This is a genomic window from Acinetobacter sp. CFCC 11171 (genome assembly GCF_003268405.1).
In the GTDB taxonomy this organism is placed as follows: domain Bacteria; phylum Pseudomonadota; class Gammaproteobacteria; order Pseudomonadales; family Moraxellaceae; genus Acinetobacter; species Acinetobacter amyesii.
Map to the genome: position 1 here is coordinate 38,371 of NZ_LQXP01000011.1, position 25,029 is coordinate 63,399.

The 25,029-nt window shown below is 41.9% G+C and carries 24 protein-coding genes; 5 read left to right on the plus strand and 19 right to left on the minus strand.

The window, feature by feature from the left end:
• Positions 1 to 43 precede the first annotated feature (43 nt).
• A complete protein-coding gene (infC, locus tag AVJ20_RS07235) occupies positions 44 to 592 on the minus strand; it encodes a translation initiation factor IF-3 (protein ID WP_078192643.1) in 549 nt (182 codons plus the stop codon).
• Between the two features lie 5 nt (positions 593 to 597).
• Positions 598 to 2,520, minus strand: coding sequence for a threonine--tRNA ligase (thrS, locus tag AVJ20_RS07240; RefSeq protein ID WP_078189589.1), 1,923 nt, complete (start codon positions 2,518 to 2,520; stop codon positions 598 to 600).
• 318 nt (positions 2,521 to 2,838) lie between these two features.
• Between thrS and AVJ20_RS07245 the strand changes: the two genes are divergently transcribed.
• Entirely contained in the window at positions 2,839 to 4,458 is a 1,620-nt protein-coding gene (locus AVJ20_RS07245; RefSeq protein ID WP_111884731.1) for a glutamate synthase-related protein, read from the plus strand.
• A 63-nt stretch (positions 4,459 to 4,521) separates the two neighbouring features.
• Here AVJ20_RS07245 and AVJ20_RS07250 read toward each other — a convergent pair whose 3' ends face one another.
• Together AVJ20_RS07250 and AVJ20_RS07255 are read right to left on the minus strand one after the other, a co-directional pair.
• Positions 4,522 to 5,673, minus strand: a complete 1,152-nt coding sequence (locus tag AVJ20_RS07250; protein ID WP_111884732.1) for an alanine racemase — start codon at positions 5,671 to 5,673, stop codon at positions 4,522 to 4,524.
• A 57-nt stretch (positions 5,674 to 5,730) separates the two neighbouring features.
• Positions 5,731 to 7,011 carry a D-arabinono-1,4-lactone oxidase gene (locus tag AVJ20_RS07255; RefSeq protein ID WP_111884765.1) on the minus strand — a complete coding sequence of 427 codons (1,281 nt, stop codon included), beginning with the start codon at positions 7,009 to 7,011 and terminating at the stop codon, positions 5,731 to 5,733.
• Positions 7,012 to 7,546: 535 nt separating this feature from the next.
• Here AVJ20_RS07255 and AVJ20_RS07260 point away from each other — a divergent pair.
• Positions 7,547 to 9,187, plus strand: coding sequence for an acyl-CoA synthetase (locus AVJ20_RS07260; protein ID WP_111884733.1), 1,641 nt, complete (start codon positions 7,547 to 7,549; stop codon positions 9,185 to 9,187).
• Positions 9,188 to 9,362: 175 nt separating this feature from the next.
• Here AVJ20_RS07260 and yjgA read toward each other — a convergent pair whose 3' ends face one another.
• The 9 genes from yjgA to mazG form a co-directional block, all read right to left on the minus strand.
• Positions 9,363 to 9,896, minus strand: a complete 534-nt coding sequence (gene yjgA, locus AVJ20_RS07265; protein ID WP_078189593.1) for a ribosome biogenesis factor YjgA — start codon at positions 9,894 to 9,896, stop codon at positions 9,363 to 9,365.
• A 2-nt stretch (positions 9,897 to 9,898) separates the two neighbouring features.
• Positions 9,899 to 10,168, minus strand: a complete 270-nt coding sequence (locus AVJ20_RS07270; RefSeq protein ID WP_067763492.1) for an HPr family phosphocarrier protein — start codon at positions 10,166 to 10,168, stop codon at positions 9,899 to 9,901.
• A complete protein-coding gene (gene rapZ / locus AVJ20_RS07275; RefSeq protein WP_078189595.1) occupies positions 10,165 to 11,016 on the minus strand; it encodes an RNase adapter RapZ in 852 nt (283 codons plus the stop codon). The genes AVJ20_RS07270 and rapZ overlap by 4 nt, the downstream gene beginning before the upstream one ends.
• Positions 11,017 to 11,038: 22 nt before the next feature.
• Positions 11,039 to 11,887, minus strand: coding sequence for a pantoate--beta-alanine ligase (panC, locus tag AVJ20_RS07280; RefSeq protein ID WP_078192648.1), 849 nt, complete (start codon positions 11,885 to 11,887; stop codon positions 11,039 to 11,041).
• Between the two features lie 3 nt (positions 11,888 to 11,890).
• A complete protein-coding gene (panB, locus tag AVJ20_RS07285) occupies positions 11,891 to 12,700 on the minus strand; it encodes a 3-methyl-2-oxobutanoate hydroxymethyltransferase (protein ID WP_111884734.1) in 810 nt (269 codons plus the stop codon).
• 46 nt (positions 12,701 to 12,746) lie between these two features.
• On the minus strand, positions 12,747 to 13,232 hold the full coding sequence (gene folK, locus AVJ20_RS07290) for a 2-amino-4-hydroxy-6-hydroxymethyldihydropteridine diphosphokinase (RefSeq protein WP_111884735.1): 486 nt from the start codon (positions 13,230 to 13,232) through the stop codon (positions 12,747 to 12,749).
• Complete coding sequence (pcnB, locus tag AVJ20_RS07295) at positions 13,229 to 14,698, minus strand: polynucleotide adenylyltransferase PcnB (protein WP_111884736.1); 1,470 nt, start codon at positions 14,696 to 14,698, stop codon at positions 13,229 to 13,231. The genes folK and pcnB overlap by 4 nt, the downstream gene beginning before the upstream one ends.
• 134 nt (positions 14,699 to 14,832) lie before the next feature.
• Positions 14,833 to 15,264 carry a ComEA family DNA-binding protein gene (locus AVJ20_RS07300; RefSeq protein ID WP_111884737.1) on the minus strand — a complete coding sequence of 144 codons (432 nt, stop codon included), beginning with the start codon at positions 15,262 to 15,264 and terminating at the stop codon, positions 14,833 to 14,835.
• Positions 15,242 to 16,036, minus strand: a complete 795-nt coding sequence (gene mazG, locus AVJ20_RS07305; protein WP_111884738.1) for a nucleoside triphosphate pyrophosphohydrolase — start codon at positions 16,034 to 16,036, stop codon at positions 15,242 to 15,244. The genes AVJ20_RS07300 and mazG overlap by 23 nt, the downstream gene beginning before the upstream one ends.
• A 104-nt stretch (positions 16,037 to 16,140) precedes the next feature.
• On the opposite strand from mazG, the gene AVJ20_RS07310 reads away from it, so the two are divergent.
• The gene (locus tag AVJ20_RS07310) at positions 16,141 to 16,917 is read left to right on the plus strand and encodes an SDR family oxidoreductase (RefSeq protein WP_111884739.1); all 777 of its coding nucleotides are present in this window, start codon (positions 16,141 to 16,143) and stop codon (positions 16,915 to 16,917) included.
• Positions 16,918 to 17,082: 165 nt separating this feature from the next.
• Positions 17,083 to 17,502 (plus strand): hypothetical protein, encoded by a 420-nt coding sequence (locus tag AVJ20_RS07315; protein ID WP_078192655.1) that lies wholly within the window; start codon positions 17,083 to 17,085, stop codon positions 17,500 to 17,502.
• A gap of 85 nt (positions 17,503 to 17,587) precedes the next feature.
• On the opposite strand, the gene AVJ20_RS07320 is transcribed toward AVJ20_RS07315, so the two are convergent.
• Positions 17,588 to 18,229 carry a 4'-phosphopantetheinyl transferase family protein gene (locus AVJ20_RS07320; RefSeq protein ID WP_111884740.1) on the minus strand — a complete coding sequence of 214 codons (642 nt, stop codon included), beginning with the start codon at positions 18,227 to 18,229 and terminating at the stop codon, positions 17,588 to 17,590.
• A gap of 277 nt (positions 18,230 to 18,506) precedes the next feature.
• Here AVJ20_RS07320 and AVJ20_RS07325 point away from each other — a divergent pair, with 277 nt between their 5' ends.
• Entirely contained in the window at positions 18,507 to 19,076 is a 570-nt protein-coding gene (locus tag AVJ20_RS07325; protein ID WP_111884741.1) for a hypothetical protein, read from the plus strand.
• 76 nt (positions 19,077 to 19,152) lie between these two features.
• Here the strand turns inward: AVJ20_RS07325 and der are convergent, their stop codons facing one another.
• From der to ispG, 5 genes are all read right to left on the minus strand, one after another.
• Positions 19,153 to 20,562 carry a ribosome biogenesis GTPase Der gene (gene der / locus AVJ20_RS07330; RefSeq protein ID WP_111884742.1) on the minus strand — a complete coding sequence of 470 codons (1,410 nt, stop codon included), beginning with the start codon at positions 20,560 to 20,562 and terminating at the stop codon, positions 19,153 to 19,155.
• Positions 20,563 to 20,735: 173 nt separating this feature from the next.
• Positions 20,736 to 21,881, minus strand: a complete 1,146-nt coding sequence (gene bamB / locus AVJ20_RS07335; RefSeq protein ID WP_078189607.1) for an outer membrane protein assembly factor BamB — start codon at positions 21,879 to 21,881, stop codon at positions 20,736 to 20,738.
• Positions 21,878 to 22,576, minus strand: coding sequence for a YfgM family protein (locus tag AVJ20_RS07340; protein WP_111884743.1), 699 nt, complete (start codon positions 22,574 to 22,576; stop codon positions 21,878 to 21,880). The genes bamB and AVJ20_RS07340 overlap by 4 nt, the downstream gene beginning before the upstream one ends.
• A 30-nt stretch (positions 22,577 to 22,606) precedes the next feature.
• Entirely contained in the window at positions 22,607 to 23,902 is a 1,296-nt protein-coding gene (gene hisS / locus AVJ20_RS07345; protein WP_078189609.1) for a histidine--tRNA ligase, read from the minus strand.
• A gap of 3 nt (positions 23,903 to 23,905) precedes the next feature.
• Positions 23,906 to 25,027, minus strand: coding sequence for a flavodoxin-dependent (E)-4-hydroxy-3-methylbut-2-enyl-diphosphate synthase (ispG, locus tag AVJ20_RS07350; RefSeq protein ID WP_078192661.1), 1,122 nt, complete (start codon positions 25,025 to 25,027; stop codon positions 23,906 to 23,908).
• Between the last annotated feature and the right edge of the window lie 2 nt (positions 25,028 to 25,029).

Consider the following 25,029-nt stretch of genomic DNA (forward strand, 5'->3'; position numbering starts at 1 on the left):
GCAAAAAAAAAGCACTGCAAATGCAGTGCTTTTTTATGGATACTTACTTTTTCTTTTTAGGACCAAGTAGCATACCCATTTGACGGCCTTCCATTTTCGGGGTTTGTTCAACAACACCATAGTCAACCACGTCAGCTTCAATTTTTTGCAATTGAGCCAAACCTAACTGTTGGTGTGCCATTTCACGACCACGGAAACGAAGCGTGATTTTTACCTTATTGCCTTCTTCAAGGAACTTGATAATGGCACGTAGTTTAACGTTGTAGTCACCAACATCAGTACCAGGGCGTAGCTTGATTTCTTTCACCTGTACTTGATGTTGTTTTTTCTTCGCTTCTTTTTGCTTTTGTTTTAGATCAAACAAATGCTTGTTAAAATCCATGATTTTGCAGACTGGTGGCTCAGCATTAGCAACAATCTCAACAAGGTCAAGATCTACTGCTTCTGCAGCACGCAAAGCGTCAGCAAGAGATACAATCCCTTTTTGCTCGCCATTTTCGTCTACTAGACGGACTTCTTTTGCACGAATTTCATCATTCAAGGCAGGACGGTTTGATTTTCCGCCCTGTTGATTACGGTCAGGCTGTTTAATCGCTTTTACTCCACAATGTACCGGCCGCGTTCGGCTACGGCTGCTTTTACTAGGTCAACGAATGCATCAATTGACATAGTACCCAAATTTTTTCCAGAGCGAGTACGGACGTTTACAGTACCTTCCTCAACTTCACGGTCCCCAAGAACCAATAAGTAAGGAATACGCTCTAAAGTACGTTCACGAATCTTAAAGCCGATTTTCTCATTTCTCAAGTCTGAAATCGCGCGGATACCGCTTTCTTTAAGTTTAGCGACGACTGACTCACATGCTTCAGCTTGTGAATCGGTAATGTTCATCACACATGCTTGAATTGGAGACAACCAAGGTGGCATGAAACCAGCATAGTGTTCAATAAGTATACCAATAAAACGCTCGAAACTGCCAAGTATTGCGCGGTGCAACATTACAGGCTGATCACGGTCGTTATCTTCAGTCACATAAGATGCGTCAAGACGTTCTGGTAAGTTAAAGTCACATTGAATTGTACCGCACTGCCATACACGACCTAAGCAGTCTTTCAATGAGAATTCAATTTTCGGACCGTAGAATGCACCTTCACCCGGTTGAAGTTCCCACTCTAGGCCTGCAGCATCTAAAGCATCTGCTAAAGATTTTTCTGCCATGTCCCAAAGTTTGTCATCACCTACACGTTTTTCTGGACGTGTCGACAACTTCATTTGTACTTCTTCAAAGCCGAAGTCTTTATAAACATCTAATGTCAGTTTAATAAAGTCTGCAACTTCAGTACCGATTTGTTCTTTGGTACAGAAGATATGCGCATCATCTTGTGTAAAGCCACGTACACGCATAATGCCGTGTAATGAACCCGATGGTTCGTTACGGTGACATGAACCAAACTCAGCCAAACGAATTGGAAGATCACGGTAAGATTTCAAACCTTGGTTGAAGACTTGCACGTGACATGGGCAGTTCATTGGTTTTACAGCATAGTTACGGTTCTCTGAGTGAGTCGTAAACATGTTTTCAGCATAGTTTGCTGCGTGACCTGATTTTTCCCAAAGCGTGAAATCAACCACTTGCGGTGTACGGATTTCTTGGTAACCGTTGGCTTGTTGAACTTTACGCATGTATTGTTCAAGCACTTGGTAAATCGTCCAGCCGTTTGGATGCCAGAACACCATACCCGGCGCTTCTTCTTGCATATGGAACAAGTCTAACGCTTTACCAATTTTACGGTGATCGCGTTTTTCAGCTTCTTCAATACGTTTGATATACGCAGCTAACTGTTTTTTGTCAGCCCAAGCTGTACCGTAAATACGTTGCAGCTGTTCGTTTTTCGCATCACCGCGCCAGTAAGCACCAGAGATTTTAGTCAACTTGAACGATTTTAAGAATTTAGTATTTGGAACGTGCGGACCACGGCACATGTCCAAGTAGTCTTGATGGTAGTACAAGCCCATTTCAGTTTCTTCAGGCATGTCTTCGATCAGACGCAATTTGTATTCTTCGCCGCGTGCAGTGAACTCTTTGATCACTTCGTCACGTGGAGTCATTTTTTTGATGACATCATAGTCTTGGTCGATGAGCTTTTTCATGCGCTCTTCGATTGCTGCCATGTCATCTAAAGTAAACGGACGTGGCATCCAGATGTCATAGTAGAAACCTTCTTCAATGACAGGACCAATGACCATCTTTGCTTCTGGGAACAATTGCTTAACTGCATGACCCACCAAGTGCGCACAAGAGTGACGAATGATGTGAATACCATCTTCATCTTTAGGCGTGATAATTTGTAGGCTAGCATCTTCTGTAATTAAATCAGACGCATCAACTAAACGATCGTTTACACGACCCGCAACTGTATTTTTTGCTAGACCAGGACCGATGCTTTGAGCAACTTCCATCACAGACACGGCATGATCAAATTCTTTTTGATCGCCATTTGGCAAAGTGATAATTGGCATATAAAAATCCTTAAGGAGTGATGCCCCGTACAATGGAGCATGTCACCGCGAGATTATGATCGAGGGAGACCCTCAAAAGATAAAAACGGTGGATAAATAAAATTCGACCTAAATTTTACACGCCCTGCCAACTTTAATAAACCTCTAATCCCATGGAAGTTGATTTTTCTACCGCCTTTTACAAGACTCCTGATAATTCAAGCAGATTTCAGCCGAAATGCGCTTTATGCTGTCAACATAATAATCACGTTCTAATTCATAAAATTATTCCGAATTTCGAACACCAATACCCACTGAAATCTTTATGTAGCAGGTATCATGCAAGCACACTCACTTATATCTTGGTCTAGTTTAAAACCGCTCCAACCCGCTTATGCCCTCGCAGCCAATGTCGATCTTGTGGTCTTAAGGCTCGAAGATGATGATGCAGAACAAGTCGTAGTCATGTATGGTCGCTGTCAGCATCGCGGCGCCCTCATGGCCGATGCCCATATTCAAGGAGATAAAATCGTCTGTGGGCTGCATGGTTCTCACTATATTTATAAAACTGGCATCAATCCACGTTATCTGAATAAAAATCTGCAAAAATTTAAAGCGTGGGTGGAAGGCGATCAGGTTTTTGTAGATTTAGAAGAAATTACAGCTTGGGAAAAACGCAATCCACAGCAGTATAAACGCGATCAATACCAAGGTTTATATGCGGATTCGGCACCCGCACCTGAAGAACCGCACAATAAATTTATTTTAGAACTCGCGCGAAATGGCTTGAAAAACTTTGGACATCATGGTCCGACAGCGGCGATGGGCGTACCTTTTAATCAACTCCCGAAATGGGAGGACATTCAACTGATCACCGCACAACTGTGGAAAATTCCATTATTAGATGATGCACCCGTAGCGACCGAAGTGGTAATTGGCCCAAATGCTAAAAAACCCTTAAAACTCAAAATCCCCCTGTTTGTGTCAGATATGAGTTTTGGTGCATTATCTCAAGAAGCCAAAGTTGCCCTTGCAATAGGTGCTGAACTTGCAGGTACAGGCATTTGTTCAGGTGAAGGTGGAATGCTTGCTGAGGAACAAGCGGCCAATTCACGTTATTTTTATGAACTTGCATCGGGTCGTTTTGGCTATGACATCGAAAAAGTTAAAAAGTGTCAGGCCTTTCATTTTAAAGGCGGTCAAGCTGCAAAAACAGGTACGGGAGGACATCTGCCAGGCCATAAAGTGGTTGGCAAGATTGCAGAAGTGCGCAAATTACCAGAAGGCACCGCAGCCATTTCTCCTGCAACTTTCCCCGACTGGACTCATCTTTCACAATATCGTGAATTTGCAGAATATGTCCGAGCAGAAACCGGCGGCATCCCGATCGGCTATAAACTCTCCGCACAGCATATTGAACGTGATATTGACGCAGCACTCAGCATCGGTGTGGACTATATTATTTTAGATGGTCGTGGCGGTGGAACAGGTGCAGCCCCAACCTTATTCCGTGACAATATCTCTGTACCGACCATTCCTGCACTTGCACGAGCACGTCGTCATTTAGACCGTTTAGGACGGTCAGATATTAGTTTAGTGATCACAGGTGGACTTCGTGTACCCGCTGACTTTATTAAGGCCCTCGCTTTAGGTGCAGATGCCATCGCGATTTCAAACTCTGCCATGCAAGCCATTGGCTGTTTAGCTATGCGTGCCTGTCAGACCAATGATTGTTCTGTCGGCATTGCCACACAACAAGATCATTTACGTCGTCGTTTAGAAATAGACAAATCGGCACAACAACTGGCGAATTTTCTAAATGCATCCGTTGAACTGATGCAAGTCATGGCTCGTGCCTGCGGACATCATCATCTGAATCAATTCTGCAAAGATGACCTGACCACATGGAAAAAAGAAATGTCGAACCTCACGGGTATTCACTACAGTGGATTTGAGTAAGCTTCAAATCATGAGCTTTTTTCAAAACAATTGAACCTAAAAAGAGTCCATACGGGCTCTTTTTTATTCTCTGAAGGTCTCAAAGGCCATGAATTGATCGGCTTGGTACAACCAAAGCTGTGCAAATTGAGGGATGATCATTTCACTCTGGGTAGGGCGTAAAAAAATATAATCATCTACATCTATGCTGCTTGTCTGTGGAATTTGCACAAGCTCCTGATTACTACTGCGACAATATAACGCATGGGGCTGACTGCCTTGAGGATAAACATAGTCCCCTCGCCAATAACCTCCATAAATAAATACAGCCTGATATTTTGCCCAACGACTGAGCCATTCTAACTGTGGTAATTCAGTCCGCGGCAACACTTTTAACACAGGCGTGGCGATCCACAAGGCACTTTGGAAAGCTTGTAAATTTTTCAGTTCAAAATCTGCGGGTTTTAATAACATCGAGCCAAACGAGACTTCGTTACAGACACTCTGCTGACAATGAAAACTAAAACTAGGACTACCACCACCATTCCAACAGGTGTGTTCATCACATAAGGTTGGGTAGCGCTGTTGTACATAAGCTTTGAATTGTTGATAACTTTGCTGGGACTGTTGATAAGTCTGTTCAGCAGATTGGATCAGCCGTGGAATCTTCGCCACATGTGCGTCATAGCCCATTAATCCTGAAAATTTTAAATGTTGGGGATGTTGAACTATTAGATCCAAAACAGCCTTTAGCTCATCGATCGTTTTCAGACCACCACGATGTAGCCCAACATCGATTTCAATATTGATACGTAGACACAGTTGATGCTGCTCAGCAAATTTGAGGTATTGAGCTAAACGCTGTTCACTATCAATAAGCCATTGCACTTGCGATTGCGTTGCCTGCAAAAACGCCTTGTCTGCATGGTTCAAGGCCTGAATCGGCATCGGTTTTCCAAACAACACATCGGCTTGCGGTATCGATTCAAAAAGTGTTTTTAGATGTGCAAAATGAAATAGCATGAAACGCTGTGTCTTGAGCTGTGTAGCACAGTGTTGAAGCAATGCCATGCACGCCAAGGATTTCACCACCAAGCGAGGATGCAGACTGTATGGTATTTGCTGCTGAGTGACCCCCAAGTTGTGATTTAATGCGTCAATATCCACGATTAACTGCGGCATCCCCGTCCCGTTTTGCTTTAACAGCGTATTCAACTTTTGAAAATATGCATCCATGCCATCCCCTTGTTCATATCGTTCAATTGGTCTTCAACGTTTAACGTTCCACGATGCTTATTCAATCAGTATTTGCTGTAGCTCTGGACTGAGCCACTTTTGCTTCGGATCTAATTCTTGTCGAATATTTAAAAAATCCTGCCACTTTGGGTACACATTTTGAAGCTGCCGCGCATTTAGGCTATGCAATTTCCCCCAATGCGGACGCCCGCCATATTTTAAAAAAATCGGCTCCACGAGCTTAAAGATGACTTGATAATCTTGCTTATAGAACTGATGCACCGAAATTGAGGCCGAATCTTGCTGATAAAACGGACTGAGCCAAATATCATCCCCACGTACAAGTCGATATTCTAGCGGGAAAAACATCGGAACCTTATGTCGTCGAAGGGTATGCAAAATTTCTTCTAAACAATTCATCCCGTGTTGCAGCGGAATCTGGTATTCCATCTCATTAAATTTGGTATTTCGAGCAGAAGGAAAAATTCGACTTGACCAATCTACGTTCATCGAAGGTTTGACAAAAACACCCAATAAGTTTTGTAGCCATGGATTCAGTGGTGGAAAAATTCGCGTCAATTCTGCACAAAATTTGAGTAATACGTCATCATCTAACCACTGTTCTTTTCGCGGTTGAAGGTCATCTTCCGTCTCATCTAAGGTTTTTAAAATAACCTGATCGGCATGACTAAATACCCAGAACTCAATATGTCGATGTGCATATTGCCATTGCTGCATATTCTGCATGACATCTTTCAGCGGACATAATCGCGTTTGTTCTTTGAGTTTATACATCGGCCGATTTTGCAGCTGTACATGCGTCAGCACGCCTAAACTCCCGAGTGAAACACGCCCTGCTTGGAAAATTTCGCTGTTCTGTTCAGCACTGCATTGTAGTAATTCACCCTGCGCGGTTAATAATTCAAACCTCGTAACCAATGCCGATAAACACGGTAATTCGAGTCCGGTACCATGCGTCCCTGTTGCAATAGCTCCAGCCAAACTTTGACGATCAATATCTCCTTGATTAATCAGTGCCTGATCAAAAGACGCGAGCTTCTCACCCAAATCAAATAATCGTGTGCCAGCTTGGACGGTACTTTGGCAGCGTTCAGCATCGATATCTAGAATGCCTTTGAGATGATCTAAACGTACTAAGGTATCTGTGGTTTTTGCCAAAGGGCTAAATGAGTGCCCTGCACCGACCATACGAATCTTAGGATGGGATTGCACCACATCCATTAATTGCTCAAGATTTTGCGGTTGTATAAATGACTTCGGGATCGACTTCTGAGCACCTGACCAATTTTCCCATGCAATGTCGTGTTGAATTGTCATATTCATCCTTGTCGCCATACTTTTTATTGTATTTAGCCGTATTGTTTTATTTTTGATTTCCGCTTTTGCAATGTTAATGCACAAGCCATCTTGATTTTTTACTTAGATTATACGAAGTTCAGCATCTTCTCAAATTTAAGTTTATTGTTATAAAACAGTAAATAAGCCACGATCAATTAAAGAAAATATCATTCGTTTATATCCCCACACAGACTATTCAAGGCGCTCTACATTTTTCATTAAGCATCATTCAAACCGAATCAATAAAAAAGATCACACACGGAAATATCTGCTAAATTAGTATAAAAAAACAACAAACCCTGTATATTTTTCAACTAAATTATTTATGCTAAAAAATCAATTTTGAGAACCACAGGGTTCATTTTTGTCACTTTACTGTTTTTATTTTACTAAATTTCAATCACTTAAAAATTTAGTGTAAATACTCGACTAAAGCATAAATGCAGAGAAGCTACGGACTGAATTATTGTTAAGTCAGATTTAAAACAAATAGACATGGACTTGGAGTACCACGATGGTTAGCGCATACGATGAATTGCCACGGACCCCGGCAAATTTTGTGGCACTTTCGCCTCTACGTTATTTAGAGCGTGCAGCTTATATTTATCCTGATCAGGATGCCATTATCCATGGCAATCGTCATATTTCATGGCGCCAAACATATAACCGCTGTCGTCAATTTGCACATCAGTTGCAACAATTAGGCATTGGCAAAAACGACACCGTGTCTGTGTTATTACCGAACGTTCCGGCTATGGTTGAAGCACACTTTGCCGTACCGATGGCGGGTGCTGTACTAAATACGCTAAATACACGCCTTGATGCGAAAACCATTGCCTTCATGCTGGAACATGCAGAAACCAAAGTCCTGTTGGTTGACCCTGAATTTGCTCAAGTTGCCACCGAAGCTTTGGCTTTGATCGATCAAGACATTTATGTCATTGATGTTGCAGATGCTGAATTTGAAGGTACAGCACAACCGATTGGACAAATCGAATTTGAAGACTGGTTGGCGCAAGGCGATGCCAACTTTGAATGGCACTTACCTCAAGATGAATGGGATGCGATTAGTTTAAGCTATACCTCGGGTACCACAGGGAATCCAAAAGGCGTGGTGTATCATCACCGCGGCGCATATATCAATGCAGCGAGTAACATCATTGCTTGCGGCATGACGCCACGTGCAACGTATCTGTGGACGCTTCCTCTATTCCACTGTAATGGCTGGTGCTTTGCTTGGACAATGGCAGCCAATGGCGGAACCAATATTTGTCTACGTAAAATTGACCCTGAACTGATTTTCAAACTGATTGCAGAACACAAAGTAGATTATTTCTGCGGTGCGCCAATCGTACTTTCAATGATGATCAATACGCCTGAAGAGAAAAAAGCACAATTTGACCATCGCGTTGAAGTGATGGTTGCTGGTGCAGCGCCACCTGCAGCGATTATTGAAGGGATGCGTAATATTGGTATCAATGTCACACATGTTTACGGTTTGACTGAAACCTATGGTCCATCAGCACTTTGCGCATCGCAAGCTGGTTGGTCTGATCTTTCCATTCAAGAACAAGCACAGTTGCATTCTCGCCAAGGTGTACCATACCCGCTTCAAGACGGCATGAAAGTCATTGATCCTGAAACCATGTTACCTGTTCCGCATGATGGCCAGACCATGGGTGAAATCATGTTCCGTGGCAACATCGTAATGAAAGGCTATTTGAAAAACCCAGAAGCAACGGCTGAAGCCTTTGCCGGTGGCTGGTTCCATACCGGCGACTTAGCCGTCTGCCAACCTGACGGTTACGCCAAAATTACTGACCGCTCTAAAGATGTGATCATTTCAGGGGGTGAAAACATTTCATCGCTCGAAGTAGAAGAAATTCTATATCAACACCCTGCTGTACTGACAGCTGCAGTGGTTGCAAAACCTGACCCTCGTTGGCAAGAAGTGCCTTGTGCCTTTATTGAATTAAAAGCAGGTAAAGAAGCAACGCCTGAAGAACTGATCGAATTCTGTAAGCAGCACCTTGCACGTTTCAAAGTACCTAAAGATGTAGTGATTACCGAAATTCCAAAAACCTCGACAGGTAAACTTCAGAAGTTCGTTCTACGTGAATGGGCTAAAGAGCGCGCTGTTGGTGAATTTGGTTAATATTCAAACTCAAAGCCAAGCATGATTTTTTCAATCATTTAAGCAACAAAAAGCGACCTAATCAGGTCGCTTTTTTGATGTGAAGTCTATAACTTCACGTTTTGCTTCAATGATCAGATCATGTTGAATTCTCTGATCATTGAGCTATCTAAGTACTTGGCTATCTAATCATGTATTAGTTATCAGATAATAAAGCCACTTGTTGAATGTAGTTAAACAATTTCAACTTTGACGCAGTCAGTTCTTCTTCGCTTACATTTTTGGCTATATCACGTTGAATACGCAAAATATGCTGACGAATAGGATGATGTTCAGCAGCATTATGTGCTTTCATGAACTCTTTAATGACAGGATCACCTTGGGCAATCATACGTTCAGTCCAGCGTTGAAGCTGCGCTGTTTTTTTCGCACCTTGCTGCGGGGTTAAGTAAGATAAAATCATGGTTTCATCTTCATTACGCAGCAATTTACCTACACGTTGAAACTGACGGCGTCGCGCTTCATGTGAAGTAATGGTTTGTGCATCTAGTAGTGCTTCGATCAGACGCTCTTCAACAGGAAGATTTTTAATCTGTTTAGGATTCAGTTTTGCAAGTTCCTCGCCCAAAGCAGCCATACGTTGTACAGCTTTCTTTTGCTCAGTTTTACTTGCACGTCCTTCTAAGGATTCAAAGTCTTCTTCGGTATAGCGGTTCGGTCGACGTGCCACGTTTAATCTGCCTCGTAAAATTTTGCCGCAAACAGTGCTTGAATTTCAGATAAAGCTTTTTCTTCATCTGCACCTTCAATCACTAAGCGTAAAGTTGTGCCCTTGCCTGCGCCAAGCATCAGCAAAGACATAATATTTTTGGCATCTACTAATTTTCCACCCTTACCAATTTGAATCGACGAGCGAAATTTGGTCGTGACTTCGATTAGCTTGCCAGATGCACGCGCATGTAAACCCAGTTTATTAATTACGTCAACAGTTGTGTCGATCATGACCAGTGCTTCATTTCTCTATGTAGAACCTGAATAGACCATTTTGCCTCAAGTGCTTTTTTTAGTCTATCTACGATATATACCGAACGGTGTTGCCCACCTGTACAACCGATCGACACCGTCATGTAATGACGATGCCCTTCGGCAAATGCCGGCAGCCATTTATCCAAGAAATTATAAATATCTTGGAACATTTCATTGGTTTGTTCACTTTGCTGTAAAAATTGACGAACTGGCTCATCTAATCCTGAATACTTACGTAATTCCATATCCCAGTGCGGATTGGGCAAATGACGGACGTCAAAAACATAATCTGCATCGAGTGGAATACCATGCTTATAGCCAAAAGACTGTAAGATCAATATTAAATTATCTGCCTGTCCAAGTTTAGACAGCAAGGTATGTTTTAAATCATGTACGCTCTTATCTGTAGTATCAATATGTACTGTCGAGCGTAATTGAATCGGCAACAGTAAAGATTTTTCTTCCTGTATGCACTCATTTAAACTTTTGAAACGACTTGCCAACGGATGGGGACGTCGAGATGAACTGAATCGCGCAATCAATTCCTGATCACGCGTGGTCAAATAAATAATATCGACTGAGCCATGGCGTTGTAGCTGTTGAAAAACCAAATCGAACTCTTGTAAATCTGCACGTGTACTGCGGACATCCACACCCAGTGCCAATTGTTCAAGATTATTTTCTGAATCAAGTTTTTCAACAATTTCGGGGAGTAAGGCCAATGGCAAATTATCGATACAGTAATAGCCCAAATCCTCAAGTATCTGTAATGCAGATGACTTTCCAGATCCAGATTGTCCTGTAACAATTAAAATGCGCTTCATCGCTTGCTACCCCATAGCCGTTTTAAACTGCAGTATATTTAACCTGCATATTATCAATAAGACGTGTTGCGCCTAATTTAGCCGCAATAAACAACACCACGTCTTGATCAAATTCTTCAATTTTCTGTAATTCAGGTGTACGTGCTTCAACATAGTCCACAACAAAACCCGCCGCTGTCAATGTTGCTTTAATATTCGCTAACACATCTGCAAGCTGAGTTCCAGCATGTAATTCTGCCTCAGCCGTTTTCAAGCTTTGGTAAATCGTTGGTGCAATCGCACGATTTTCCGCACTTAAATAACCATTGCGTGAACTCAATGCCAAACCATCTTCAGCACGAGTAATCGGCACACCAATCACTTCTAGTGGAATATTTAAGTCACGTACAAACTGACGAATCACTGCAAGTTGCTGGTAATCTTTTTGCCCAAAGAATGCAAAATTCGGTTGAACAATATTAAAGAGTTTTGTCACAACAACAGCAACACCGTCAAAATGACCCGGACGCTGTTCGCCACACAAATCATTGGTAATGCCGCCCACGCTAATATTGGTTAAGCGCGGTTTGTTGCCATACATTTGTTCAACAGTCGGTGCAAACACGATGTCACAACCCACTTCAGCCAATAAGTGCTGATCTTGTTCCAAAGTACGTGGATAGTTGTCAAAGTCTTCATTTGGACCAAACTGAATTGGGTTAACGAAAATACTCACTACCACGACATCACACAGTTTACGTGCTTCACGAACTAAATTAAGGTGACCTTCATGCAAGTTCCCCATCGTTGGTACAAAACCAATGATTTTGCGCGCAGCACGTGCTGGATTTAGCGATGCACTTAAACCTTGAATCGTTGTTTCAGTTTTCATGTCTTACAGCTCAATTTGGAATGTATGTTCTTTGGCAGGGAAACTACCATCAAGTACGGCAGCATGATACGCCTTAAACGCATCCACAATTGCTGTTTCCCCTGCTTGCTCTTTCATAAAGTTGCGAACAAATTTCGCCACGTGACTAAACGTTAGTCCCAACATATCTTGTTGAACCAAGACTTGAGCATCCGTTTCTGCACCGGCACCGATCCCAATCACAGGTGTATTTGGGAATAATTCACTAATTTCTTTACCCACTTGGGCAGGAACACATTCCAAAAGTAAAATTGCTGCACCTGCATCAACCACAGCTTTACAATCTGCAATGAGTTGATCCGCGGTTTCGCGTGTACGTGCTTGCACTTTATAACCGCCAAACACATGAACCGATTGCGGAGTTAACCCTAAATGCACACACACTGGAATACCATTACGGGTCAATACTTCAACTGTTTCTGACAACCATGCACCACCTTCCAATTTGACCATCTGTGCGCCTGCTTGCATCACGGTCTTTGAATTCACCAAAGCGTCATTCAAAGTGGCATAGGTCATAAATGGCAAATCAGTCAAAATAAACGCATGTTTATTGCCACGACGCACTGCAGCAGTGTGATATACCATATCTTCAACAGTGACAGGCAAAGTTGAGTCATTCCCTTGAATGGTCATCCCCAATGAATCACCAATCAGAATACTATCGACTTCAGCAACTTCCATTGCTTTTGCCATGCTCGCATCATAGCAAGTCAGGCAGGAGAATTTGCGGCCTTCCGCTTTAAATTTTTTCAAGTCACTTAGACTAATCATTTCAATATTCCTCAGATGACGGCTTTCTCAAGTGGTCATACAAAAATTAAAGATGGGCCCAGTTTCCTGCATCCAATACAGTTAAATTTGGATTATTCAAAATAGGTAAATCTTTTAATGGTTGTCCTTTAATCTGTAGATTCTCATCTAAATCCAACAAAGGTTTCAACACAAAATCACGTTCTAAAACACCAACATGAGGCACCGTCAAACGTTCATTTTGAATGTGCTGTTCACCATAAATCAGTAAATCTAAATCCAGTGTACGCTCCCCCCAATGACGTAGGCGTACACGCCCCGACTCTTGTTCAAAGCGTTGCAATTCATCCAACAAGGCCAAAGGCGCTAGATCCGTTTCTAATGCAACCGCTGCATTTAAATAATTCGGCTGATCTTGTGGCCCCATTGGCGGGCTTTGATACAGTTTTGAGACTTTCACTGTTCCGAGTGTTGCAAGTTTATGCACCGCTTCACTGAGAATCTGCTGAGAATCACCTAAATTACTGCCTAAACCAATATATGTCAGCGTCATTGTGTTGGCCCAAAAATAACCTGAGTCAAATCTCGTTTCACACGTTTACGTTTTAAAATCGGATGATCTGCACCAATTTCACCACTGGCTGACGCTGCAACGATTGACACTGTCTCTAGACTATTGGCATGTGATTTAGGCTTACGTTGACGGCGACTTCTGCTTTCTGGTTCATTCACCAGCGGTTCAATTTCAACTTGCTGATGAGTAGAAGTTTTGGCTTCCACATCTTCATGCGCCGCTTTACGACGACTCTTGGCACGTTGACGATTGTATTGGCTAATTGCTCGTTCTTTTTCGTCAGTGCTCATCTGCTGATAAGCATCCCACCACTGCCCCATGCCTTGCGTGCTTGTATCGCCCGATTTTTCACGCAGCAGCAGAAAGTCAAAGCCTGCACGGAAACGTGCATGACCTGAAAGTGCTTCAATTTGCTGTGGTTTTGGACTTAGTAAACGGGTTTGCATTTCCCAAACTTCACGAATAAATGTTTCGGCAAAGCGTGGAATAATGGTTCGTGTAGCCTGACGTTTCAATACATCCAAGCCTGCTTGAGCACGTGCTTCAGCAGGAACAACACCTTTATTGAGATAGAACTTACAACGCTCTTGGAACGGAATCCACAATAACACGGCATAGAAAAATGCAGGGTTAATGGTTTTCCCAATCGAAATACGTTGATCGGTATTTTTTGCAGCCAACTCAATAAATGGGGTTACGACCGGTTTGATATCTGCAAATAACTGATACCAAATACCAAAATCGATCAGCATCGGTAAGACGCGATTGAGATGCCCCATAGTAAAGAGTTTTTGTGACTCGTCGTATAAACGATGTGGAGACACATCACGCAGCAATTGAGTAAGTTCTGGAGTAAAGACATCCAGAATTTTTTGATCAATATTAAAGTTTAATTTGGCTGCAAAACGTAAAGTCCGAAGCATCCGCACAGGATCTTCTTCAAAACGTAATTGTGGATCACCCAATAAACGCAACGTTTTATGCTTAATGTCATCTACTGCATGACAAAAATCTAGCACTTCACCTTTGCGTGGTTGGTAATACATTGCATTGATCGAGAAGTCACGACGTGCAAAGTCTTGCTCAATCGTACCCCAATTATTATCACGTAAAATCATGCCCGCAGCAGAAGTCACGGCTTTTTTAGGCGGCGCACGGAAGGTCGCAACTTCGATCAGTTCACGTCCTGAGTAGACATGCGCCAGCTCAAAACGACGACCAATAATTCGGCAACGTCGCCCGAAGACTTCTTTCACCTGAGCTGGTGTCGCATTAGTTACGGCATCAAAATCTTTAGGTGCATGACCCAACATTAGGTCGCGGACACTGCCACCCACGATATAAGCTTCATAGCCTGCCTTAGTTAAGGCATCAATCACATCTAAAATGGAAGAAGGTAATTGTGCGGTTGATAAACCACATTTGGACGCGCGCAAAGTTTGCAAAAGACGCTGTCTCCTACGTCTGAACGTAAAATTCTTAAGATGTCGCTAATGATATCTCTAACACAATCAAAGGGCAATTTGATTATCTCGATGCTCAAGCTGAGCTTAACCTAATTCTTTTTTTTACACTTCACTTAAAGTGCCAATTTTGCTTTATTTTTAGCAAACAGCGCAGGACCGATTCCCTTAACCTGTTGAATATCATCAATGCTTTTAAATAAGCCATTACTTTTACGATATTGCACAATGGCTTCTGCTTTTTTCTGACCAATCCCATGTAATGTTTGCAGTTCATCAACTGAGGCTGTATTTAAGCGTACTTGATCTGATCGGCTATTTTGCTGAGTGCTGGGTCGTGACAAATAATAGTTGGTATTGCTCGGTGCAGTTGTCGCTTTGGACTTCGAGGCCTCAGATTGCTTTTTTAATTGCTGATCTTGAGCTTGCTGCATGGCTTTCCATTCCGCGTAGCCCGAAGGGCTTTGAGCAAAAGTTAAATCTGCCATTAAACCCAAAACCAAGACAAGTAATTGTGTAGAGTATTTATTCTTTAGGATGTGGTACATATTCAGCCTGTTGTTTTAATTGTTGTTTTGCCTGTTCCCATAACTGATCCATTTCAGTCAGGGACAAGTCTTCTACATGTTTTTGTTGTAATGTGGCCTGTGCTTCAATATAAGCAAAGCGGCTTCTAAATTTATGAATGGTACTTAAAAGTGCCATCTCACTTGAGATGCCAATCTTACGTCCAACATTCACCAGAGAAAATAAGCAATCACCAAATTCATCAAATATTTCGTCGGATTTTTTGCCTGCCAAAGCCTCTTTTAATTCCCCCAGCTCTTCCTCAAGCTTGCCATAAGCCCCTTCAATATCTGGAAAATCAAAGCCAATTTTCGCCACATTTTTTTGAATTTCATCTGCTTGGCTTAATGCAGGTGCATGTTTAACTTCATCTAATCTTGATGCTGATTTCCCTGCTTTTTCTTGTTGTTTAATCTGTTTCCATAGTGTTGCCACATCATCCGCATTGAGTGCTGAGAACTGCTCTGCCTGAAACACATGGGGATGACGGCGAATTAATTTATCTGTAATGGCTTGCACCACATCTTGAAAATCAAATGCGCCTTGTTCGCTATACATCTGCGACTGAAAAACCACTTGCAGTAATAAATCCCCCAGTTCATCTCGTACATCATCACTCTGACCTGAACGAACCGCCGCTTCAACTTCATAGGCCTCTTCTATAGCATAACGAGTCAGACTTTCTGGGGTTTGCTTTTGATCCCATGGACATTTTTCACGTAATTCTTTCATCACTGCTAATAATTGTTCCATGTGAACTCCAGCTATTTACTCATCAGTACATTGTTTCGATTACAGAATTTGATATGCTCAAAATTCACTCAGGGAATGAGCAACTCAATTCAGGGAAGCATAACATGCAAAGTATTTTTATTAGCGGTGCAGGACAAGGGATTGGCGCAGCAATTGCACGACTGTTCATACAACAAGGCTATAAAGTTGGGCTCTACGACATTAACCAATCTCAAGTTACCTCCTTAGCTGCCGAACTCGGTAGCCATGCCAAAGCTGGACATTTAGATGTAACACAACCAGAGCAATGGCAAAGCGCTTTAGCTGAATTTGTTGCATGGGCAGGTCAGCTGAATATCTTAGTCAATAATGCCGGAATTCTGTATTCAGGTAGCTTTGAACATACGGAACTGTCTGCACACCACCGTACGATTGATATCAATGTCAAAGGGGTGATAAACGGTTGCTATGCGGCATTTCCCTATTTAAAACAAAGCAATTTTGCTCGTGTGATTAACCTCTCTTCAGCTTCAGCAATTTATGGACAAGCTGATTTAGCCAGCTATGCCACATCTAAATTTGCTGTCCGCGGGTTCACTGAAAGCTTGGATATTGAATGGCAAAAATACAATATTCGCGTTTTAGATGTGATGCCTTTATTTGTTCAAACCGCGATGGTGCAAGACATGGATGCCCAAAGCATTAAGAAAATGGGGGTCAATCTTCAACCGAGCGATGTCGCTCAGCAAATTTATGCCTTGGTACAAAAACGGGATTCGGTCTTAATGGCCACACATACACCTGTGGGGATGAAAGCTAAATTTTTATTTAATTTATCGAAGTTTAGCCCGCAATTTGTCAACCGCTTAAGTAATATTTGGATTGCACAAAAACCTAGATAGTAACGTGTTAATAATCATTTAATTTTGCAATCATTTTTGTACGCAAATTACACAAAGTTACACAATTGTCACATTTTAACAGGACAAAATTCCTTTTTTTGAATAATATTCACCCGCCCATTACTTTCGGGCGTTTATTTTCTAACAATAAAAGTGAATTATTTCATGAAAAAATTACTTGTTCTTGCAACTGTTACTTCTATTTCAATTTCTGCTTTTGCTACAACTCAATTCGCATCTTCAGAATTAAAAGCGATGGATTGTGCAACTCTTGCTGTTGAAAAAGCGAATGCTAAGCGCTCTTTAGAAGCTGCTGACAAAAACATTGCAAACATCCAAGCATCTGCTCAAGCGCCAGGCAAATCATTGAGCAAATTTGCTGGTTTAGCGGGTGGCGCTCTTGCTGCTTTCGGTGGTAACTCTGAAAAAGCTGCTCGTGCAGGCAACATTGCAAACAGCTTGGCTGGTGAGCAAGATACTTCTGATGCAGGCAACCTTGAACTTCAACAAGCGAACAAATCTGCTGCTCAAGCAAACATCGACAACATTGGTATCTACCAAGGTTCTAAAAAATGCAAAATCTAATCTAAAGCCAGTTTAGATTGATTTAAAAAAGCCCTGTTCAGCCAGAACAGGGCTTTTTTCATGGTGATTTCTATTTCATACCGATTTATAAGACATTCAACTCAATTTTCGGCAAATGAAAGCCTCGGCAAGATTGTTCACTTTCCCATGCCACCGTCAACATCACATGCGGCAGTTGAATATTCTGATAAGCAAAAGTGCCAATTGCGGGATGACTACACATCCCACCATTCTGCTCAGGATGACACTGTGTATTCAGTTCATTCAGGTTCACTCGAATCCCTAAACCTGACGCTTTAAGTACCGCCTCTTTGGTGGTCCAAACTTTAAACCAATAATCAGGATTATGCTCACAGCTCTCCCAATGAAGCAATTCTTCGGGATGAAAACTGTGTTGAGCCATCGCATCAAAACGAACTTTTCGATTTAAATCCTCAATATCAACACCAATATTGACGATTTTTTCACTGCTGGCCAAAACATAATGCTGCTGGCTATGACTATGATTAAAATGAAAGTGTGGAAAATCAGGAAGAAAAGGCTTACCAAATGCAGACTTTGAAAAATCTGAATTTTCAACTGACCTATTTAGCCGCTGCCCAAGTAATTGATTGCGATATTGGTAAATGGCTTGTTTACGCACGGCAATTACCTCTTGACGACTCAAGCCATGCGGCTCCACGAAGAAGTCAGTAATTGCACTATATTCAAGCTGAATTTTCGCCATAAGTTATTGATCCAATATCTTTTACACTACGTCCATGACGCTATATTTTATGCGACTCTCCGACACAAAATACACCACAATACAGATGAGCGCATCGGTCCTTTGACTCGTCGAGATTTTAAAACTCAGTTTAAAAATATTTTAACCCACTTAAGAAATACTTAATATTATAAATATATTCAAATACTTAATTATAATAAATATTTTAAATACATCTTTAATTTGATAAAATACTCTAGATTCTTATAACTTTAATTTAAAACTCGGGGTAAATCAGATGCTAAGAAAAATCACGTTAATCAGTTCACTTTGTGTCCTACCATGTTTCGCCCAAGCAGGATTATTGGATGCAGCCGTTGCAGTAATGGGTGCCAAAAATGGCGCGATTATGGACCAAGCTGAAGCGCGTATGAATCAAAGCCGTCAAGAAGCTGCCAATGCTGTAGCTCAAGCAGACCGTGGCTATGCCTCAAATTTCAATCAAGCTAACCAAACCAACAATAGTGTTTATAGCACCAGTTATTTAAAAACCTTAGATTGCACTGATCTGAGCGTTGAACGTAAAACTTTCGAACGTACATTGGAAGCATCGCAACTGGCATTAAGCCAAGCGTCTGCACAGCAAAATAATCAAGTTTCAAAATGGGCTGGTCTTGCTGGCAACGCGCTATCCGCATTTTCAGGTCAATCTGAAACAGCGGCGCGTATGGGACAATTTGCGACAGCTTTTTCGGGCAATAAAAATACACAACAGGATAGCAGTAGCGCACAGCAAGCCATGGAAATTGCTCAAGCTAATCTGGATAATATTGATATTTACCGCCAAGCTAAAAAGTGTAAAAACTAATTTCTACATCTTTTTAGATAAATAAAGTGAAATAAAAAAGCCTGCATATCTGCAGGCTTTTTTTGTTCATCTAAACTTAGCGTTTGAATTTCTTTTCCGCCTTTTTGAACTTCTGAACATAACGACGTTTACGTGCCGCCGTACGCTCATCGATTTGCGACTTACGACCTTCAAATGGGTTATCAGAGGTTTTAAATTCAATTTTGACTGGCGTACCTTCAAGTTTATAAACTTTACGGAACACGTTTTCTAGGTAACGACGATAGTCATTTGGCGTTTTATCAACTTTGTTACCATGAATTACAATCGTCGGTGGATTTTGTCCGCCCATATGCGCATAACGCATTTTGATACGACGACCTTGAACCATTGGTGGTTGGTGCGCATCAGTTGCATCATTCAAGATCTGAGTGATTTTCGCAGGTGATACTTTCAAATGCGAAGAATCATAAGCACGGTGGATCGATGGATAAAGATCACCAACACCTGTACCGTGAAGTGCAGAAATTAAGTGAATTTTTGCCCATGGAATAAAGTCAAAACGACGTTCAACATCTAATTTACATTGTTTACGGTCGTAGTCAGACATGTTGTCCCATTTGTTGATGGCAATCACCATCGCACGGCCTGCTTCAAGCGCATAACCAATTAAATGCAAGTCTTGCTCAACGATCCCTTCACGTGCATCGACAACAATAACCACAACATGCGCATCTTTCATCGCTTGTAAAGTTTTCACAATCGAGAATTTCTCGATCATTTCGTCCACTTTACCTTTACGACGTACACCCGCAGTATCGATTAATGTGTATTTACGGCCATCACGTTCAAATGGGATATAAATCGAGTCACGTGTAGTACCTGGTTGGTCAAATGCAACCACACGGTCTTCACCCAACAAACGGTTCACTAGAGTCGATTTACCCACGTTTGGACGACCAATAATCGCTAAACGTAAGCCTGTGTCTTTATCGTGTTGTTCTTCACTTTCATCTTCAGGTACATCAGCCAACACTTCTTCAAGCATTTGCTGAACACCACGACCATGGCTGGCAGCCACTTGAAGTGGTTCACCCATACCCAATTTAAAGAATTCAACTAAAGCTGCTTCGGCATGTACACCATCAACTTTGTTGGCAACAAGATAAACTTTTTTACCCAGCGTACGTAAGTCACGTGCAATTTGCTCATCAGATGCCAATAAGCCTGCGCGAGCATCAACAACGAAGACAATAATATCTGCTTCATTGATGGCAGTTTTTGACTGTTCTGCCATGTACGAGTCGATACCGCCTTCAGTTTCGCCAATACCCCCAGTATCAACGACGATGAAGGATTTATTTTGATAAGTCGCGTCACCATACTTACGGTCACGAGTCAGACCGGCAAAGTCAGCAACGAGAGCATCACGGCTCTTGGTTATCTGGTTAAACAACGTTGATTTTCCGACGTTCGGACGACCAATGAGCGCAATTACGGGTTTCATAGATTAACCTTTATTCCAGATCAGCCAGTTTGGTCTGGTCTGAACATCAGAAAGCTTAGGAAGAATGGAAATAGGATAAATGCCTAAAATAAATAAAAACACGGGGCATTGATGATTCAATCCCCCGCGTTAAAAATACGGTTTGGCTTATTTTAACATAAGCCGCAGAAAAATTAACGGTTCTGCCAAATGCTTAATGCACCCTTACGTGTCGACACATATAATTGGTTGTCAATCACACGTAGTGAACGTACTTCACCACTGGTTTTAGAACGACCAACCAATTCACCTGTCGCTGGGTTGATTAAGTGAAGTACACCATCCAGATCACCAACCACAAGGTCTTGACCTAACATCACTGGGTTACTCAAATTACGATTAAGCAATTGGTCATTTTCCCACAATGTTTGACCAGTGGTAATTTCGTAAGCCACAATTTTACCATCAGTTTGTGTCACAAAGACACCATTGCCTGCAACTTCAGGACGCTGAATACTGCTCGCATCATTACTCCAGATCACTTGTTGTGATGCAAGATCAAGTGCTGTCACTTGGCCTTGGTAACTGGTGGTAATTAAAAATTGACCTGCTACAGTCGGTTCACCGTCAATATCAATGAGACGTTGTACATCTGAACGACCGTCTGACACTGCAACACGACGCTGCATTTTCGGAATACCGCTCAATGCATCAATCACATAGATATAGGCATTTGAAGAAGCGATGAGAACATGACGCGCATCGAGTGATACCGGTGCTGCCATACCACGTAAACTAAACTGCACATTTGGCAAGTTATAGGTCCAAGTTTGTTGGCCCGTTGCCACATCGTTTGCGTATACCGTACCATCATTGGTAACTGAAATAACGCGACCTGCTTGAATCAATGACGGTGAAAGTAACGCGCCGGTTAATTGCGCAGTCCACTTTTGTTCACCTGTTGCCTGATCTAATGCAAATAATTGACCTTTTGCATTACCAACAACCACAATTCCGTCAGCTGCTTCTACACCTGCAGTCAAACCTTGTTTAGAGATTTTCTTCTGCCATAAACGCTCTTTGCCTTTGTAGGCTTGAACTTCACCATTAGGATTTACGCTAAAAACAACGCCATTATCTGCATCCATACGTAAACGCAGTGGATCTGCTTCTTCAGTTGAAGCCACACTGTTTGAAAATACAGGTGCTAAAGTTTTTGCCTGTTCCAGTTTTGGTAAAGGATTTGGTTTTACTTTTTCTACTTTTCCTTTATTTGCACAACCAGCCAAAGCAAGTGTTAAAACTGTCAGCGCACAGGTAATTTTGTATTTTCTATTCATTCAGTTGCTTCCACTTGTGTATCTATAATCGGACGTTCAATTTCAGGATCATCAACTAAAACGCCTACACTTTCGAGTTTAATTTGTAAAATTTGACGTTCTTCTTGTCGCTCAACCAAAGCATCCCATGCACTTTGATAAACTTTCTTTGCATTTTCGATATCATTTTTCGCAACATAGACGTCGCCACGGGCTTCATCTGCAGTCGCTTGAAAAGCAGGTTCTTTAACTGCATCTAAGGTTTTTAATGCTTCATCAAATTTCTTTTGTGCCAATTGTGCATACGCCAAACGTAATTTCACCAATTGAATTAAGCCTGCATCATCAACTTTTGAATTTTCAACTTTTTTCAAAGCTTTCTCAGCATTGGCATAATCCGCTTTATCATACGCCAATTTTGCCATAAGCAACTGAGTTTGGATGGCTTGTGGCGAATCTGGCGCTTCTTTTACAATTTTATCTGCAGTCGCAGAAAGTTGTGTAAAAGCGTCACCCGTCGCCGACTGAGCATCATCCATTAACTGCTGGACTTTGGCTGTTTGCATTTGCGATTCAGCCAAAGTTTTCTTCTGCCAGTATTCCCATCCGAAAAAGGCAATCAACGCAATTAAAATGCCGCTAACAATGGCAGAGCCATATTTTTTAGCAAACGATTTTAAATTATCAAGTTGTTCTTCTTCACTCAATGCGCTCATGAAATTACCTTTTTCCTTATGTTATAGGGATTATTTTGAAGAAATTTTTTCGATAATGAAGGCAACAAAGTCTGCCACATTCACTTCGTGTTGTTCTGCAATGGCTAGCTCTTTTACCAGCACTTGCCCTGCTGCTTGCTCACGTTCACCGTAAATCACAGCAAATAAAGCACCCGATTGGTCTGCTTTTTTCATTTGCGATTTCATTGAACCTTGTGAACCAACTTTTAAGCGAATGTTGCTACCCGCTGCTTCAAGTTGATCACGAATTTGTTCAGCAAGTACCAATGCCTTACCTTGAGTTGCAGGATCTGAAACCAAGAATAGCTCACAGTCACGCACTGGGGTATTGTCTTCCACTTGTTCAAGTAGAAGAAGCAAACGCTCCATACCCATTGCAAAACCAACAGCAGGCACCGACTGGTCTGCTTTACCTTTTAGCTGACCCACTAAACCATCATAACGACCACCAGCACATACCGTTCCTTGAGAACCTAAGTGTGTAGTTGTCCATTCAAAGACCGTTTTGTTGTAATAGTCGAGACCACGAACCAATTTTTGATTGATCACAAAACCAATACCAGCATCAGTCAAATACTGCTGTAATTGAGCAAAGTGAGCCAACGTTTCTTCACCCATAAAGTCGTGAAGTTTTGGCGCATTTTCCAAAATGCTTTGTGTTTTTGCATCTTTAGAATCCAAAATACGCAGTGGATTCGTGGTTAGACGACGCTGTGAATCTTCATCTAAATCATTTTTATGTGACTCTAAGAATTCAACCAATGCTGCACGATAAGCTGCACGTTCATCAGACTCACCTAAAGTATTGAGTTCTAATTGAACTTTATCTGCAACGCCCATGCGTTTCCACAAACGTGCAGTCATTAAAATCAATTCTGCATCTTGATCTGGTGTTGCAACACCAAAAGTTTCTACGCCAAATTGATGGAACTGACGGTAGCGACCTTTTTGTGGTTTTTCATAGCGGAACATTGGGCCGACATACCATACACGCGGTGTAGCACCACGAAGTAAGTTATGTTCAAGCATTGCACGCACACACCCTGCTGTTCCTTCAGGACGCAAAGTCAAAGACTCAGGCGGATTACCTTTGTCTAAGAATGTGTACATTTCTTTTTCAACGATATCCGTTGCATCACCAATAGAACGTTTGAACAGATGAGTCTGCTCCACAATCGGCAAGCGAATTTGCTGATAACCATAAGCATCCATCAGGCTTGATAGATGCTGTTCTAGACGTCTCCATGCAGGACTTTGCGTAGGGAGAATGTCATTAAAACCTTTGATTGCGACGATTGAACTCATGATCTACTCAGAAAAACTTGTGCGAATAATCTCTTTAGCTTTAGCGTCTTCAAGATCGCTAACACGTTGACGAACCATCGCTTCGATTTCGTCAACCAACTGATTTGTGTCAATTAAATGGCTCTTTTCGCCATTACGATACACCAGTGAACGCGGACTTGCACCTACTACACCAATATCGGCTTCTTTGGCTTCACCCGGACCATTTACTTTACAACCAATCACCGATACATCCATTGGGGTACGAATATCTTCTAAACGCTCTTCCAATGTTTGCATGACTTTGATGACATTGAACTCTTGGCGTGAACAACTTGGGCATGCAATAAAGTTAATGCCGTTCGAACGTAAGCCCAATGATTTTAAAATATCAAAGCCAATTTTGATTTCTTCTTCAGGCTCTGCTGCCAATGAAATACGCATGGTGTCACCAATACCTTCCATTAACAAACCACCTAAAGCGATAGCAGATTTGACTGAACCCGTGCGGTAGACACCTGCTTCAGTCACACCCAAGTGTAATGGGTTATCAATTTGTTTAGATAACAAACGGTACGCATCCATCGTCAGAAAGACATTCGATGCTTTGACTGACACTTTAAATTCATGGAAATTTAAACGGTCTAAAATATCAATATGGCGCATTGCAGATTCAAGCAAAGCCTGACCTGTAGGCTCACCATATTTCTTTTGAATATCTTTTTCCAGTGAACCGGCATTGACACCAATACGCATAGAGATGTCATTATGTTGTGCAGCAGCTACCACTTCACGAATTTTAGCTTCTGAGCCAATATTACCCGGGTTAATACGCAAACAATCTGCACCAAGGTCTGCAACACGTAAAGCAATTTTATAATCAAAGTGAATATCGGCAACCAATGGCACTTGCACACGTTTACGAATTTCACCAAAAGCTTCAGCAGCTTCCATACTCGGTACAGAAACACGCATGATGTCCGCACCGACGTCTACACAGCGCTGAATTTGTGCCACGGTCGCTTCGACATCACAGGTTTCAGTATTGGTCATACTTTGGATGCTGATCGGCGCATCACCACCGACATACACCGAACCTACTTTAATTTTACGCGTTGGACGGCGCTTAATTGGATTTTCAATCATTG